Consider the following 15,207-nt stretch of genomic DNA (forward strand, 5'->3'; position numbering starts at 1 on the left):
CCGTGAGCAACCAATGCTACACCGCCTGACTAAACCGTTTAGCTGGTGCATCGGCCTGCTGGCGCAGCAAGTGCACATCAAAACAACGGGCAATGTTGCGGATGAAATTTCTGCCCGTAGCTGTGATCGTAATACCATTGGGTTGCCATTCAATTAAATCATCGGCCAGCAATGCTTGTAGAGCAGGTTTACAATGTTGCTCCAGCACATCATCGAAAGCTTCCTCAAATTCCACTTTGCCTCTGCAGCATACATCAAGAATGTATTTCCTGAACAATACATCTTCTTCACTTAATTCATACCCTTTAAAAATAGGCAGTTCGCCTTTTTCAATGCTGGCATAATAATCGCCCAGTTGTTTGTGATTTTGTGCAAAAGCGTGGCCTGCATCGCTGATGCTACTAACGCCCAAGCCAATGAGCAGACGGGTTTGCTGCGTGGTGTAGCCCATGAAATTGCGGTGCAAGCTGCCGTCTTGCCAGGCCTTGTACAACGGATCGTGGGGCAAGGCGTAGTGATCCATGCCAATGTCGGCATAGCCTGCTGCGGTCAGCATGTCGCGGCCTGCTAAATACAAGGCCATTTTTTCATCTGCTGAAGGCAGGTCTTGCTCGTCATACAAACGCTGGCCCCGGCTGGTCCATGGTACGTGTGCATAACTGTAAAATGCAATACGGTCGGGTCGCAGCGCAATTACTTCCTCAACAGTATGTTGCAAACCTGCCAAATGTTGTTTGGGTAGGCCATACACCAAATCGAAATTGACAGAAGTAAAACCAATGCGTCTGGCTTCGGTGGTTGCCCGTACCACATTTTCCAATGGCTGTATGCGGTTGATGATGCGCTGCACGGTTTCATCCAGATCTTGCACCCCATAGCTGATGCGCCGAAAACCGAGTGCATACAACATGGCGAGATGTTCAGCAGTGGTATTGTTCGGATGTCCTTCAATGCTCAGTTCTGCATCGGTATGCAGGGTAGCGCCTTGCAGCAAAAACTGCATGAGGCGTTGTAAATTTTCCGGCGAAAAAAAAGTAGGTGTACCACCACCCAAATGCAATTCCCGAATTACCGGTGCATCATCCAATTGTTGCTGATACAGTCGCCATTCTTTTTCCAACGCTTGCAGGTACACATCTTCAACGCTGTGGTTGGTGGTAATTTTTTTGTTGCAACCGCAGTAGGTACACAAGCTTTCGCAAAAAGGCAAGTGAATGTAGAGGCTGATGCCTTCACGGTGATTGCTGGCAGCAAAGGTTTCGCGGCAGCGTTGCATCCACGCAGCAGCGGTAAAAGGTTCGTACCAATACGGTACAGTAGGATAACTGGTATAGCGGGGCACCGGCTGATTGTAGCGGGCCACCAATGCAGCAAAACCGTGAGACTTCATATTGCAAAAAGACAACAGAATGCTGCTACAGAAACTGACTGGCATCATAATGAACAACACACTTCGTCACAATATTGTCAAAACTGAAAGTTGAAAATTGTTGGATTGCTCATTTCTGATTCCGTAATCCGTTTTTCCCGATTGCTACAAAAGCGGCCAGGAAAGCGTTGCTTTTTTGCATCCCGAATTTATCCAACCAACATCACAACAAGCAATCAACATGAAACTGTTTCGTACCCTTCTATTGATTTTTTTAAATTTTCTTCTCTGTTGCATTTCATTGATAGCATCAGGCACACCAGGTGCTATCAAAGGCAAAGTGCTCAGTAAAGACGGACAACCGGTACACAATGTAAATGTGTTTATTAAAGAACTAAAAACAGGCATTACCACACAGCCAGATGGCACTTTTATTTTACCAGCATTGCCCAATGGGCATTACACCTTAGTGGTTTCGCACACTGGCTTGCATACACAGCAAAAAACTATTGAAGCCACCGAAAATACGGCCGTATTAGTAGAATTTGTACTGGCCGAAACCAATAGCGAATTACAGGAAGTGGTGTTTACCCACCACCGCAGCCTCAATGAAAAAGTGGCTGCTATTGGCAAAGGAAACATCAAGCCCATGGATATGCCGCAAGCAAGTGTAACCATTGGAAGAGAAGTACTGGAACGTCAGCAGGTACTTCGCCTGAGCGATGCCATTATGAACGCCAGTGGCATTTATGTAATGAGCACTACTGGCGGCACTCAAGAAGAAATAGCCGGGCGTGGCTATGCCTACGGTAGCAGCAACACATTTAAAAACGGAGCCCGCTACAACAATGGGGCCATGCCAGAGATGAGTGCATTGGAAAAAGTAGAAATTTTGAAAGGCAGTGCGGCAATTTTGTATGGTAACGTAGCTGCAGGCGGTGTGCTCAATCTGGTTACCAAAAAACCGCAGTTTGAAAAAGGAGGGGAAATAGGTTTTCGTGCAGGCAGTTATGCTTTCTACAAACCTTCATTTGAACTGTATGGCGCTATCAACAATAGTCAATCTGTTGCGTTTCGCATCAATACTACTTATGAAAAGGGCAATAGCTTTCGGGACGATGTAAGCAGCGAACGCTTTTACATCAATCCATCACTACTGATAAAAGCAGGCAAAAAAACAACGGTACTGTTAGAAGGCGATTACCTCACAGATAAACGTACATTGGATTATGGCACAGGAGCTATTAACTACAGCATTGCCAATATTCCACGTAACCGGTTTTTAGGCGCCAGTTGGAGCAACAGTAATATTCAGCAACAAACCCTTACTTTAACCACTACACACCAATTAGGAAAAGGCTGGGAATTGCGCAATATCAGCTCCTATCAAGGATACAGCAACGAAGTATTTGGTACCACCAGACCCAACGCCGGCAATTTTGTACAGGCCAATGGTAACTGGGTTCGTGGTTTGGTTCGTACTCAAAACGAAGAAGATTATTACCTGACACAGTTTGACATAACCGGCAAACTCACAACGGGAAAAATAGAACACCAGTTACTGTTTGGCGCCGATGCTGACAAATACGAAGTAGATGCTACTGCATTTACCTATGCCAACCCGGTTTTGCAAAATCGAAATATCTATGATACCATCAATATTTTCGACCTCAGCAAATTCAAGCAACGCAGTGACATTCCCATCACCACAGCTACAACCCTCACCCATACACCTACACAACGCATTGGTGTTTATGCACAAGACCTCATCAGCCTATCAAAGCATTTTAAACTGCTAGCTGGCATCCGGTACAGCTATATGGAAAACGGTGGTGGCTATATCGACTCTCTTACCAAAAACAAACGCACCCCTACTGCACTAAGTTCAAACTTTGCGTTTTCTCCAAGAGCAGGACTGGTATATCAACCCAATAAGCAATTGAGTGTATTTGCCAGCTATAGCAATTCATTTACACTCAATACCGGCACGGATATTTACCTGAAAGCCCTCGATCCTTCATACATCAATCAATATGAAGCGGGTGTAAAAACGGAGCTGTTCAACAAGCTGCTGGCGGCAAATATTACCGTATACCTCATTCAAAACAGCAACCTGGCCCAAACGGCATTGACAGATGCCAATGGCAATGCCAACAACAACAGCAACATCAAAGAACTGGCCGGCGAAGTCATCAGCAAAGGGGTGGAACTGGATGTGGCTAGCAAGCCGGTTCACGGCTTTAGCATTACTGCTGCATATAGCTACAACGATACCCGCTATGGCAACAGCAATACCTACATCAAAGGCAGTAAGCTGCGTTACAGTCCGCAGCACACGGCCAATACGGGCATTTACTATGCCATCAACAATGGAAAACTGCGTGGCCTGAATGCAGGAATAGTAGTGTATTATGTGGGCGAACGGGTGGCAGGCCGCAGCACCCGCACCAATGTAGCCAATGACAGCTATAAGTTGATGCCCGTTGATCCCTATACACAAGTTGATATACATGCTGGCTATACATGGCAAAAATTGAACCTGCGGGCCAAGCTGAGCAACCTCACCAATGTGCTCAGCTACAACGTGCACGATGATAACAGTGTAAATCCTATTGCACCAAGAATACTGTCGGTTGGATTGCAATACCGGCTGTAACCAACGGGCGTCAGTCAATAAATCGTCATAAAACCATTACTTCGTAGCCATTCATTTCAATCCACTATTTCTATCCAATCCACATGAAAGTTTTCTTCCGCCGCATTCACCTGTATTTAAGTTTTGCCACCGGCCTGGTGGTGATGGTTGTATGCTTCACCGGTGCTGTGCTGGTGTTTGAAGAAGAGCTGCAACATGCTTTTCACAAAGACCGCTACTATGTGCCCGTGCAAGGCAAAGCCATGACCACTGATGCCATTATTGCCAGCTTTGAACAACAGCATGCAGGCAGCAAAGTACAGCAGGTAAAATGGTATGCCGGTGCCGACCGAAGCGTAGAAATCAGTTTTGTACAAAAGAAAAAAGAAGAGAAAAAAAGCGGCGGTGCTAAACCTGCAGCCGGCAATAATGAAGCCCGCAAAACAGCGTTTGTCAATCCGTACACCGGACAGCTGATTGAACTGTACAATTACCGCGACACGTTTTTCTATACCATGATGGCGCTGCACCGCTGGCTGCTGGGCGAAGATATTGGCAAAATGATTGTGGGTGTTTGTACCATCCTCTTTCTCGTTATTCTCATTACAGGCCTTATACTTTGGTGGCCTAAAACGCGGTTGCTCATTAAGCAACGGTTGTCTGTAAAATGGACGGCCGGTTTCAAACGCCTCAACCACGACTTCCATATTGTGTTTGGTTTTTACAGCCTTATCTTTTTGTTTGTGTTTGGCTTCACTGGTTTGGCCTGGTCGTTTGAGTGGTTCAACAAAGGCATTTACACCTTAACCAACAGCAGCATGGAACGCCCCAAGCCACCCAAGAGCGACAGCACTGCACAACAACCACGTATTGCTGCAGAGCAGGCTTTGCAAACAGGCATGGCACAATTGAAAGATGCCGCTTACTACACCCTTGCATTGCCCAAAGATTCAACCGATGTGTTTACACTTACAGCACTCACTGCCGATGCACCGCACAATACTGCCAGCGATCAGTTGTTTATCGATCAATACAAAGGGCAGGTGATTAAAACCAATTTGTACAAAGACCGCAACCTTGGCCAGCGGGTACGCAGCACATTCAAACCTGTACATACAGGCGCCATCTTTGGCTGGCCGGGCAAAATCATTTCGGTCATTGTGTGTTTGTTTGGGGTAAGCTTCCCCATTACTGGTACCATTATGTGGTGGAACCGCACCCGCAAAAAACGGGCATAAATCAGCAGTCGTTACACATTCTCATTTTTGCTACAAATACAAAGGCCTGACAGTATTCAAATACCGTCAGGCCTTTTTCCAATTGCAAAAGCTATCAACTCAAAATATCTTTCTTTTTAAAGGCATATAGCGCCACGCCAAAAAACAAAACGATATGGCCAACAAGTACACCCATGGCCTGCATGAGTGCATTGATGCTGTACACCGAACCACGAATAGCTGCGCCGTTTTCATCCACCGCCATGTTGAACATGCCCTTCCATGAAGTCATGTAACTGGTGAAGAGAAACGGATTCACTTTGGTAAACAATGGCAAATCCATGGTGCTGATAATGGTGCATACCAAAATGATGCTCATGGTGGTAACAATAGGGCCGATGCTGTTTTCGGCAAACACACTCAGCATGAATGACAAGGCTGCCACTGTAGCCAAAGCCGCATACGCAAAACCAAATGCAACAATGTATCGCCAGAACACATCATCGCCCTCGGCATCTACATAAAACTGAATGATGGCATAGCTTTTATTCACCAGCAAATCGCTGGTGCCAAACATGGCCATGCTTAAAAACAATGCAAGAATGGCCATCCAGAACAGCAACACGAATGTGTAGATTAACCCTGCGGAAAACTTGGCCAGCATTACTTCTGAGCGACTGATGGGCTTGGTGAGCAACAGTCGCAAGGTGCCGAGGTTGGCTTCGCCGGCTACCATATCGCCGGTTACGAGTGCTACCAATAGCGGCACTTGTATGAGCAGCGTATTCAGCACCAAAAAGCACACGAAATAGCCATTGAGCACATTGCCATCTTGTATGGCAAACATGTCGTCCATGCCACTAAACATGAGCTTGAGCCAGGTTTGCCCGTCGGCTTTCAGGGCCAGTTGTATCAACCCTACAATAACTGCGATGGCTACAAAACCAATGTAGGTGCGGGGCTTGCGAAAAATTTTATAGAGCTCTATTTGTATCAGCGTAAATACCACGATCGTTGTTTTTCGTTTGTTGTTTTTTGTTTGTCGTTCGCTTCCTTGTCAACTCGTCAACATATAAACTTGTCAACCTGCAACTTGTCACTTCCCCGTCAGCGTCAAAAACAAACTCTCCAGCGAATGACGTTTGCTCAGGTTGTCGATGGCAATATCCATGGCTACCAGGTCTTTGGCCAATGCCGGCACATCATCGGCATGCAGGGTAAAGAGCAATCCATCAGCTTCAGGTTTCATGCGGCTGGCCCAGGTGCTACGACCAATTTTTTCCGCCGCATCCGCATCATTGGTTTGCAGTTCTACCAAGGTATTGGCGGGGTCAAACAGTTCGCTGGTGCTGCCTTCTATTACTTTCCGGCCCTTGTCAATAATGATCATCCTCGTTGCTACCTGTTCAATTTCGTTGAGGAGGTGGCTGCTCACAATCACTGTTTTCTGATGCTCTTTGCGCAGGTTGATGATCATGTGGCGCATTTCGGCAATGCCCTGTGGGTCGAGGCCGTTGGTAGGTTCATCTAAAATAATCAGCTGCGGGTCGTGCACCATGGCAATGGCAATGCCCAGACGTTGCTTCATGCCCTGGCTAAAAGTTTTCACCTTGCTTTGGGCACGGGCTGCCAGTCCTACTTTGTCCAGTTGGTCCATCAGCAATTGGCGGGTGGGTTTTAACCCACTCAGCCGGGCCATCATTTCCAGATTGTCGTAAGCACTCAGATACTTGTACAAATCGGGGCGTTCAATAATAGCCCCAATTTGGCGCAGCACGTCTTTTTTGTGCTCCGGCATGCGGTAGCCAAACATGTTTATTTCGCCGCCGCTGGGTTGTATCAGCCCCATCAGCATGCGGATGCTGGTGCTTTTGCCCGCTCCGTTTTGCCCCAAAAAACCATAGATATCGCCCTGCTGCACAGTAAACGACAAGCCATTGACGGCATGTACATCTTTAAACTGCTTCGACAGGTTATTGACCGAGATTAGTGTATTACTCATGATTCACATCCAAAATCCCCAAAGAATCGTTCAATCGGGGATAGACATTTTGCTTAAATAATTCTACATTACAACATTACTATCTACAAAGTTTATACTCATGACAAATTCACACAAAAGCTACCTGGTAGCACTCTCCTGGCTCTTTTTTCCTGCCATGGGCATGGCTCAAAATGTTGGCATTGGCACAAATGCGCCTTCAGAAAAACTACATGTGTACCAGACTACGGGAAACAGCACTGTTGCCGTACAATCCATTCAGAATTCCAGTTTTTCATCTTTGCAACTTGTCACAGGCAGCAGCACATCTGACCTTTTACGCTATGGTAGCAATTCAGGCTCTACTATTGCTGGCATCAATGCCAACAACGCCACCAGACTTTGGTCGGGCGATGGCAGAATGATTATTGGTACAGGTTCTGCCAACAACCTGCACTTTGTAACTGCTGCTACCGAACGTATGGTCATAAACGGCACGGGCCAGGTAGGCATAGGCGTTACCAACCCGATAGGTGTATTGGAAGTAGATGCCGGCATATTGTCTGAAACATCCGTAAGGCTGAAAAGCAGCAGCGATATTGGTATACGCCAATGGTTTATGATGGGCAACGATCTAACTGCTGCGTTGGTTATTGCCCGTTTTGGCACCAGTATTGGCGGCAATCTTTTTGGACTGCCCGTCAGCAACCTCTCGGCCATGTATACAAACGATGCCGGAGTAAATGCCCTGGCCTTGGGTAATAAAAATAACATTCCGCTGGTGTTTGGCACCAGCAATCTGGAGCGGGCACGTATACAAGGCAATGGCACGATGGGCATTGCCACTGCCACCCCCAATACAAACGCACAGCTGCATGTAAAGCGCCCTGGCACTTCAGATATTGCTCCGGTGTATGAAATTGGCGCTATTTATGGCGAGAATGGCAATACACTGGAAGGCAGCGGTGTATATGGTGTTACCCGCACTGCCAGATCTGGCAATCCCATGTGGGCGGGAGTTACCGGTATCAACTATGGAGCAGGCACCGATAGATATGGCGTAATTGGCTATACCGGCGGAACCAGCGCAGGCGGCACCTACGCAGCCGGCGTGGGTGGCTTCGGCGATTATGGGGTGTATGCCTTTGGCTACACAGCAGCCATACTCGCCGAGCATGGCAGTGGCGGCACAGCAGTAGAACTCAAAAACGGTTTTCTGAAGGTAACAGGAGACAACAAAACTGCATTTAAACACACCACGGCTGTTGGCAACATCAGTGGCAACTTCAGCTATCTCACTTATGCCATACCATCTGCCACCGATATCGTTATTGTTACCCACAACTTCTCACCCACTGCCACTTACCTCAACAAAGCGGTAGGTGTGTTTTGGGAAGCCGGCAACAGCCGCTGGTGCATTTACAACGAAGACCTTTCTAACATGCCAACCAATATCACGTTCAATGTATTAGTGATAAAGCAATAATAAGGGGCTGTCAACCATAGTGCAGTTCTCAGCTACGGTCCGGGCTATTACAGGCTCCGCTCCCGATAGCTATCGGGAGCTGTGGCCTCGACTTAGTCGAGGCTTCCCTTTCATATCCCGCAGCCCATCAGCAGTAGTACTTCTATCATCATTCACACATCTGCCGCATTTCATTCACCTTTGCCGCAGATGACACTGTTCAATCTTCCCACACAATGGCAGCAGTACCGCCGTTTCATGCATTCGTTTTATTTCTACGAAGGCATGCGGCTTACTGTGGGCATTATGCTACCCGTGTTGCTGGGCATTTACTTCCGGCACAATAGCTGGGGCATTGCAGCCGCCATTGGCGCATTGGCAGCAGGCATCACCGATTTTCCCGGGCCCATTCATCACCGCATCAATGGTATTGTAGCAGTATCACTTTCGGTGGTGGGCATTACCCTCATCACCGGTCAGCTCATGCATCACCCGTGGGCATTGGGTTTGTTTATTGCAGTAGCTGGTTTTGCATTTGCCATCATCACTGTGTATGGCAACAGAGCCGCTCAAATTGGTACCGCCAGTCTGGTCATTCTTACATTGCTGGTAGATGAAACCCGGGTGGTGCATTCGTACAACGAGCTGGCATTGGTGACGCTTGCCGGTGCCCTTATGTATTTACTGCTCAGTCTTTTGCTCTACCGCTTACGGCCCTACAAACTGGTACAGCAAGTGCTGGGCCAGTGCATGCAGCAAACAGCCGTATACCTGGAGTTGAAAGCTCGTTTCTACCTGCCCCAGCCCAATTACGATGCACTCTATCAGGAACTCACCGAAGCTCAGGTACACATCAATGCAGCGCAGCAAAATGTGCGGGAGATTATGTTTAAAACCCGCAGCATTATTAAAGAAAGTACACATACCAGTAAAGTGTTGCTGCTGGCCTTTCTGGATCTGGTGGATCTGTTTGATAGTGTGATGGCTTCGCAGCCCAACTACCGTTTGATGCAAACGCATTTGCAAACACATCCATTGTTGCCCCGCATGCATGCCTTGCTGCAGCGCATGGCCACGGAGCTCAACCAAACCGGGCAGGCTTTTGCCGAAGGCAATGCTTATCCGCCGGTGCCCGATACCGCCACTGCTATTCAAGAGCTCAATCAGTTGTTTGAAGCATCCCGCCACGAGATACTCGATGCCGATTTAATTGAAGCATTCATTACCCTGCGACATGCATTGGATGCCTTGGAAGATGTGTATCACAAGCTGGCATTGCTGCAGCAATACAGCACCTACCATAAGGGCATAGACCTGAGTAGAAAAGTAGAATACCAGCGGTTTATTGTACCCAGTTATTTCAGTGGACGGCAGGTACTCAACAACCTGAGCTGGCGAAGCAATATTTTCCGGTATTCCATTCGCATGATGACGGCCATGCTGGCCGGTTACTGGCTGGCGCAAATGTTGCCCATTGGCCATGCCTATTGGGTGGTGCTCACCATTGTGGTGATTTTAAAACCCGCTTACGCCATCACCCGCCAGCGAAACATCGACCGCTTGCTGGGTACATTTATTGGCGTGGCCATTGGCGCCGGCATTTTGTACAGCACCACTCACACGGGCATTTTGCTCGGCTGCATGTTGGTCTTCATGATTTTGTCGTTCAGCTTTTGGCGGCACAAATACTTCATCAGTGTATTAACGTTGACCGTATTTATTGTACTGGCCATGCAGTTGCTCAATCCCGGCAACTTCACATTGCTGCTCAAAGACCGGCTCATTGACACTGTGATTGGTTCTGCTATCGCATTTGTATTTACGCTGCTGATTCCGCCTGTATGGGAGAAGCTGCAGATAGGTGCTCTCACCCGCCAAACCATTCATGATAACAAACGTTGGTTCGATTACATCAGCACGGCATTTGATGGGAAACAACTGCACATTAGTGAGTACAAATTGCATCGCAAGCAACTGTATGTTTCGCTGGCTAATTTCAGCGATGCGTTTCAACGCATGACCAATGAGCCCAAAGCCATGCAGCAGCATGCTCCTTACTGGCAGCAGTTGCTGGTGAGCAATCACACACTGGCTTCGCACATGGCAGCACTCTACAATGAGCTGCATGAACTGCAGGAAAAAGAATGGCTCGATGATTTTTTGCCGATCACCCGTCAAATTAGTAACCGCCTGCAAACGGCTCTCAGCTACTTAGGCGAAGCAGACGGCGAACAACAGGAAGGAGCTGCCACCGGCATGGAAGAGGTGGCGATACGCCATGAGGTAAATCAGCTACTGGAGCAACGGCGTCAAGAGTTGGAACGGGGCGAAATGGAAACGCATACAAGAGGCAAATTAGTAGCCCTCAAAAGCATACTCGATCAGCTGGACATGATGCTGCAACTGAGCGGCGATATCCGCAGGGTGTGTAGAAAAATAAGCAGATAGATAGGACGCGGATGTATGGGACGCTGATTGCCTCGGACAAAAGGGGATTTTCACGGATTTTTATTATTGATACAACTGCCTTGCCAATTGCAAACTGACGACTGCAAACTTTTTCACTTACACGTATTGGTGTACATAAGAACCACTTTTTTATTTCTCAGGTTTTTTTTCAGTAACAGGCGGCGAAGTATTTTTCATACGCCCTGCATCTTTCAACGCCTTATTGATCAAATATTCCAACTGCCCGTTAATGCTGCGAAACTCATCAGCCGCCCATTGTTCGAGCAGCTGATAAGTAGCAGCGTCTAAACGCAATACAAAATTCTTTTTCGATTCTTTTGCCATAATGCAACGCATTGTTCTTTTGAACCACAAAGGCGCAAATCCCAATTTGCTAATTAGCTAATTGGCAAATGTGTCTTTATACCGTTTACACATTCGTTAATGATTAAACTGGTTGTAATGCTCACTCCCTCTTTTCCCTTCTTGAATCAATTATACGGTTACCCTATTAACCAAACACCATTCAACTAATTAACCAATCACTTAGTACAGGCTTCCGGCATTTACCACGGGCTGAGCACTTCGTTCGCTACACAGTACCACCATCAGGTTGCTCACCATAGCAGCTTTGCGTTCTTCATCCAGTTGTACTATTTCCTTTTTGCTCAATTGCTCCAATGCCATTTCTACCATGCCCACAGCCCCTTCTACTATTTTGGCACGGGCCGCTACTATAGCCGTTGCTTGCTGGCGCTGTAGCATGGCTCCTGCAATTTCTGTAGAGTAGGCCAGGTGGCTCAGGCGGGCTTCTATTACCTGTATGCCGGCAATGGCTAAGCGTTCTGTTACTTCATGCTCCAGCATATCGTTCACCTCAGTAGAGCTGCTGCGCAACGTAATTTCTTCGGTATCGTGTTCAAAGTTGTCGTAGGCGTAGGCGCCAGCCAACTTACGTATGGCCGCTTCGCTTTGTGTTTCTACAAAACTTTGATAGTTGTCTACTTCAAAAGCAGCCTTGTAGGCATTTTCTACTTTCCATACCACTACGGCACCAATCATAATAGGGTTACCATGCTTGTCGTTTACTTTAATGGGCTTGGTATCGAGGTTATTGGCCCGCAGGCTGATTTTCTTTTTGGTGAAAAAAGGGTTTACCCAAAAGAAACCATTGCTGCTCACGGTACCCACATATTTACCAAACAGGGTCAGTACCCGGCTGCTGTTGGGCTCAATGGCAATAAAGCCGGATACGGCAACAGTGAATGCCAGCACCACTACAACACCAATGCCTATCAAGGCAGGGTTTTCATCGGCGCCCAGCACAAAACAAACGATAGCTGCAGCCAACAACAAGAGCGACACAAACAGCATAAACCAGCCAGAACGGGGTGTGATAATCTTTTCCATAATTGATATTATTTTGATATCACAAAGATATAAATGCCCGCTGTCCCGGATATCCTTTTCGGATGAATGGTAAAAAAGCTTACACGAATGAAAAGACCGCCCAAATGGACAAAAACCAACCAACATCATTCCTCAACGTAACCTTTGGCACCTTGCGGCAAGGATTGTTTTCTCACCTTTAGCTTTCTAAAAATCTGCCACATGGAACACGTTCATTATTACGATACCTGTATCCGCTGGGAAGCCGACCGCAAAGGCACCGCCCGATCTTCTGTACTCGACCAATCTATTGAAGTAGCTACACCGCCAGAGTTTGCCAAAGGCATGCCGGGCATCTGGAGCCCCGAGCATTTGTTTGTAGCGGCTGTCAACAGTTGCCTTATGACTACTTTTTTGGCCGTGGCCGAAAATTTCAAACTGGACTTTTCCCACTTTGAAAGCCATGCTAAGGGCAAGTTGGAAATAGTAGACAAAAAGTTTATGATGAGTGAAGTAGTGCTGCGCCCAATTGTACACGTAGCCAGCGAAGCTGATGTAGAAAAAGCCATGAAAGTGCTGCACAAAAGTGAAGCCGCCTGCCTCATCAGCAACTCCATCAAATCAACCATTGTATTTGAGCCGGAAGTACTGGTACAAACGGCACTCGAAAGCGAAGTGTCCGAACTGCAATCCTGATCATTTTTCTGATGGATGATGCCAATAAAAAGCCCGCTGTGTACAGCGGGCTTTGTTGAGTATGCTATTGAAAGATGCTATTACAAATACTTGCGGATTTCCTCTACCAGCTCGGTGCGGGTAATAGGATTGCCCTTGATTTTGTTGTAGCCCTTGGCATCCACCAAATATTGGTCGCGGATGATTTTGATGAGCTGACCGTTGTTGATTTCTGGAATCAGTACGGTGTCGTAGTTCTTCAAAATATCGCCCAGGTTTTTGGGGAAAGGACGCACATAACGCAAATGCGCATGGGCCACTGCATGACCTTCAGCCAGCAAATCGCTGACAGCTGTTTTGATAGCACCGTAAGTACTACCCCAACCCAGTACCAAAACCTTACCTTTTTCTACACCGCTATCCAGCTTTTGCAATGGCAAAAATTCCGCCAGCTTGTCTACTTTTTCCTGACGCAGTTTCACCATGAATTCATGGTTGTCTGCTTCATAGCTTACGTTGCCGGTAATGTGTTGTTTTTCCAAACCTCCAATGCGGTGCTCCAGGCCCGGCGTGCCAGGTACAGCCCAAGGACGAGCCAGCTTTTCATCGCGGCGGTATGGTTGGTATTTTTCTTCGCCTTCGGCGAGTTGTGTTTTAAATTTCACCTCAATGGCAGGCAGATCGTCGGCATTGGGAAACTTCCACGGCTCGGCGCCATTGGCAATGTAGCCGTCGCTCAGCAAAATAATGGGCGTCATATGCTGCACGGCAATGCGGCAGGCTTCCATGGCTACTTCAAAACAATCGGCCGGAGTGCTGGCGCTAATCACCGGCATCGGTGCTTCACCATTACGGCCGTAGTAAGCCTGCAGCAAGTCGCTCTGCTCGGTTTTGGTAGGCAAACCAGTGCTGGGGCCACCCCGCTGTATGTTCACAATCACCAAGGGAATTTCCATCATCATGGCCAGGCCCATGGCTTCTGTTTTGAGTGCCATGCCGGGGCCACTCGTTGTGGTAATGCCGAGGCTGCCTCCGTAAGAAGCGCCTATCGCTGTCGCAATCGCTGCAATTTCATCTTCGGCCTGAAAAGTGCGTACACCAAAGTTTTTGTACTTGCTCAGTTCATGCAAAATATCGCTGGCCGGTGTAATGGGGTAACTACCCAAAAACAGGGGTAAACCACTTTTTTCGGCAGCAGCAATTAAACCATAAGAGAGTGCCTGATTGCCCATAATGCTGCGGTACACACCAGGTTCCATTTTCGCCTTTTCCACTTTAAAACGGGTGGTAAAGGTTTCGGTGGTATCGCCATAGTTGTACCCTGCTTGCAACACTTTGATATTGCTGTTCAGGATTTCATCTTTCTTACCAAACTTTTCCTGCAAAAAGCTGACAGTACTATCCATACCACGGTCGAACATCCAGTAGAGGTAGCCGAGCACAAACATGTTTTTGGCACGGTCTTTCTCTTTGGTACCCATGGTAAAGTCTTTGGTGGCTTCACGGGTAAGTTTGGTGACATCAATTTTGGTGACTTCATATCCTTCGAGGCTGCCGTCTTCCAAAGGATTTACGCCTTCGGGATAGCCAGCCAGTCGCAGGTTTTTGGCATCAAACCCATCGGTATTGGCGATGATTTTGGCGCCTTTTTTTATTTGCTTGAGATTGGCTTTGAGGGCGGCTGCGTTCATGGCTACGAGTACATCGCACAAATCGCCGGGGGTAAATACGGGGTTGCTGCTAAAGCGCAACTGAAAACCCGACACACCCGCCAGTGTACCCTGCGGGGCACGAATTTCTGCCGGAAAATCGGGAAACGTGGCCAGATCGATACCCAGCAATGCCGTGTTGTTGGTAAACTGGCTGCCGGTCAATTGCATGCCATCGCCGCTATCGCCGGCAAACTTGATGACTACATCCTGTAATAAGGTAGTCTCTTTGGGGCTTGTACTCATAATTGGAAAGCAAAATTGAATGGTCACAAATGTAAGGGAGCAACCTCTATCAAAAACATTAGAAAAGTCAGGG

The 15,207-nt window shown here is 47.5% G+C and carries 11 protein-coding genes; 5 read left to right on the forward strand and 6 right to left on the reverse strand.

Annotated elements, in window-relative coordinates; all coding sequences use genetic code 11:
- Positions 1-16: 16 nt before the first annotated feature.
- Positions 17-1,390 carry an oxygen-independent coproporphyrinogen III oxidase gene (hemN, locus tag V7Q13_RS05295; protein WP_333799635.1) on the reverse strand — a complete coding sequence of 458 codons (1,374 nt, stop codon included), beginning with the start codon at positions 1,388-1,390 and terminating at the stop codon, positions 17-19.
- A gap of 220 nt (positions 1,391-1,610) precedes the next feature.
- On the opposite strand from hemN, the gene V7Q13_RS05300 reads away from it, so the two are divergent.
- Entirely contained in the window at positions 1,611-4,025 is a 2,415-nt protein-coding gene (locus tag V7Q13_RS05300) for a TonB-dependent receptor (protein ID WP_333799636.1), read from the forward strand.
- Between the two features lie 83 nt (positions 4,026-4,108).
- Positions 4,109-5,242 (forward strand): PepSY-associated TM helix domain-containing protein, encoded by a 1,134-nt coding sequence (locus V7Q13_RS05305; RefSeq protein ID WP_333799637.1) that lies wholly within the window; start codon positions 4,109-4,111, stop codon positions 5,240-5,242.
- A 94-nt stretch (positions 5,243-5,336) separates the two neighbouring features.
- On the opposite strand, the gene V7Q13_RS05310 is transcribed toward V7Q13_RS05305, so the two are convergent.
- Both V7Q13_RS05310 and V7Q13_RS05315 read right to left on the reverse strand, forming a co-directional pair.
- Positions 5,337-6,230, reverse strand: a complete 894-nt coding sequence (locus V7Q13_RS05310; RefSeq protein ID WP_333799638.1) for an ABC transporter permease — start codon at positions 6,228-6,230, stop codon at positions 5,337-5,339.
- An 87-nt stretch (positions 6,231-6,317) separates the two neighbouring features.
- Positions 6,318-7,223, reverse strand: coding sequence for an ABC transporter ATP-binding protein (locus V7Q13_RS05315; protein WP_333799639.1), 906 nt, complete (start codon positions 7,221-7,223; stop codon positions 6,318-6,320).
- 100 nt (positions 7,224-7,323) lie between these two features.
- Between V7Q13_RS05315 and V7Q13_RS05320 the strand changes: the two genes are divergently transcribed.
- Entirely contained in the window at positions 7,324-8,688 is a 1,365-nt protein-coding gene (locus V7Q13_RS05320; protein WP_333799640.1) for a DUF7452 domain-containing protein, read from the forward strand.
- Between the two features lie 189 nt (positions 8,689-8,877).
- Positions 8,878-11,115: an FUSC family protein gene (locus V7Q13_RS05325; RefSeq protein WP_333799641.1), complete on the forward strand. Its 2,238-nt coding sequence runs from the start codon at positions 8,878-8,880 to the stop codon at positions 11,113-11,115.
- Between the two features lie 150 nt (positions 11,116-11,265).
- Here the strand turns inward: V7Q13_RS05325 and V7Q13_RS05330 are convergent, their stop codons facing one another.
- Positions 11,266-11,460 carry a hypothetical protein gene (locus tag V7Q13_RS05330; protein ID WP_333799642.1) on the reverse strand — a complete coding sequence of 65 codons (195 nt, stop codon included), beginning with the start codon at positions 11,458-11,460 and terminating at the stop codon, positions 11,266-11,268.
- Between the two features lie 201 nt (positions 11,461-11,661).
- Positions 11,662-12,525, reverse strand: a complete 864-nt coding sequence (locus tag V7Q13_RS05335) for an SPFH domain-containing protein (protein WP_333799643.1) — start codon at positions 12,523-12,525, stop codon at positions 11,662-11,664.
- Between the two features lie 201 nt (positions 12,526-12,726).
- Between V7Q13_RS05335 and V7Q13_RS05340 the strand changes: the two genes are divergently transcribed.
- Positions 12,727-13,200 (forward strand): OsmC family protein, encoded by a 474-nt coding sequence (locus V7Q13_RS05340; protein ID WP_333799644.1) that lies wholly within the window; start codon positions 12,727-12,729, stop codon positions 13,198-13,200.
- An 80-nt stretch (positions 13,201-13,280) separates the two neighbouring features.
- On the opposite strand, the gene V7Q13_RS05345 is transcribed toward V7Q13_RS05340, so the two are convergent.
- Positions 13,281-15,134 (reverse strand): 2-oxoacid:acceptor oxidoreductase subunit alpha, encoded by a 1,854-nt coding sequence (locus V7Q13_RS05345; protein WP_333799645.1) that lies wholly within the window; start codon positions 15,132-15,134, stop codon positions 13,281-13,283.
- Positions 15,135-15,207 lie beyond the last annotated feature (73 nt).

Origin of the sequence: Phnomibacter sp. (assembly GCF_036803085.1) — a bacterium.
Classification (GTDB): Bacteria; Bacteroidota; Bacteroidia; order Chitinophagales; family Chitinophagaceae; genus Phnomibacter.

Bases quoted from the DNA above. Each gene is read 5' to 3' on its own strand.
- V7Q13_RS05315 (WP_333799639.1), bottom strand. From the start codon at position 7,223: ATGAGTAATACACTAATCTCGGTCAATAACCTGTCGAAGCAGTTTAAA.
- V7Q13_RS05320 (WP_333799640.1), top strand. From the start codon at position 7,324: ATGACAAATTCACACAAAAGCTACCTGGTAGCACTCTCCTGGCTCTTT.
- V7Q13_RS05345 (WP_333799645.1), bottom strand. From the start codon at position 15,134: ATGAGTACAAGCCCCAAAGAGACTACCTTATTACAGGATGTAGTCATC.
- hemN (WP_333799635.1), bottom strand. From the start codon at position 1,390: ATGAAGTCTCACGGTTTTGCTGCATTGGTGGCCCGCTACAATCAGCCG.
- V7Q13_RS05300 (WP_333799636.1), top strand. From the start codon at position 1,611: ATGAAACTGTTTCGTACCCTTCTATTGATTTTTTTAAATTTTCTTCTC.
- V7Q13_RS05325 (WP_333799641.1), top strand. From the start codon at position 8,878: ATGACACTGTTCAATCTTCCCACACAATGGCAGCAGTACCGCCGTTTC.
- V7Q13_RS05305 (WP_333799637.1), top strand. From the start codon at position 4,109: ATGAAAGTTTTCTTCCGCCGCATTCACCTGTATTTAAGTTTTGCCACC.
- V7Q13_RS05330 (WP_333799642.1), bottom strand. From the start codon at position 11,460: ATGGCAAAAGAATCGAAAAAGAATTTTGTATTGCGTTTAGACGCTGCT.
- V7Q13_RS05340 (WP_333799644.1), top strand. From the start codon at position 12,727: ATGGAACACGTTCATTATTACGATACCTGTATCCGCTGGGAAGCCGAC.
- V7Q13_RS05335 (WP_333799643.1), bottom strand. From the start codon at position 12,525: ATGGAAAAGATTATCACACCCCGTTCTGGCTGGTTTATGCTGTTTGTG.